We start from the raw sequence: 330 nt of genomic DNA on the forward strand, positions 1-330 counted from the left end.
GCAAACTAAAACCATTAGGCCCATTCCATGGATTACCTCCCAGTTCTGCAAAGTAGAACTCTAAAGTGTAAGTCTCCCCTGTGTCAAGCATTTTAAATTTAAGTAAATCAAGGTGATTTGGAACAAACACTTTGTTTGTAGCGTAAGTATATGTGCCAGGTCCATGATCATCTCCCTGGGGATCATCAACCTCAATTATTACATTTGTACTTGTTGTGACAGGTATCATTTTCACCACTGCTCTCTTTTGATTTTCGGCATCATAACTGTTTAATTGCTCTTCTTGAGTAGGCTTAAAGCCTTCTGGAGCTAATAGATCATAGACTCTTG

General features: G+C 38.8%; 1 protein-coding gene. It reads right to left on the reverse strand.

Going from position 1 to position 330, the window contains the following annotated elements:
* The coding region (locus EP1X_RS09965) for a glucodextranase DOMON-like domain-containing protein (protein ID WP_156300746.1) at positions 1-330 on the reverse strand (330 nt) is incomplete at both ends.

It is taken from the genome of Thermococcus sp. EP1 (assembly GCF_001317345.1).
Classification (GTDB): domain Archaea; phylum Methanobacteriota_B; class Thermococci; order Thermococcales; family Thermococcaceae; genus Thermococcus_A.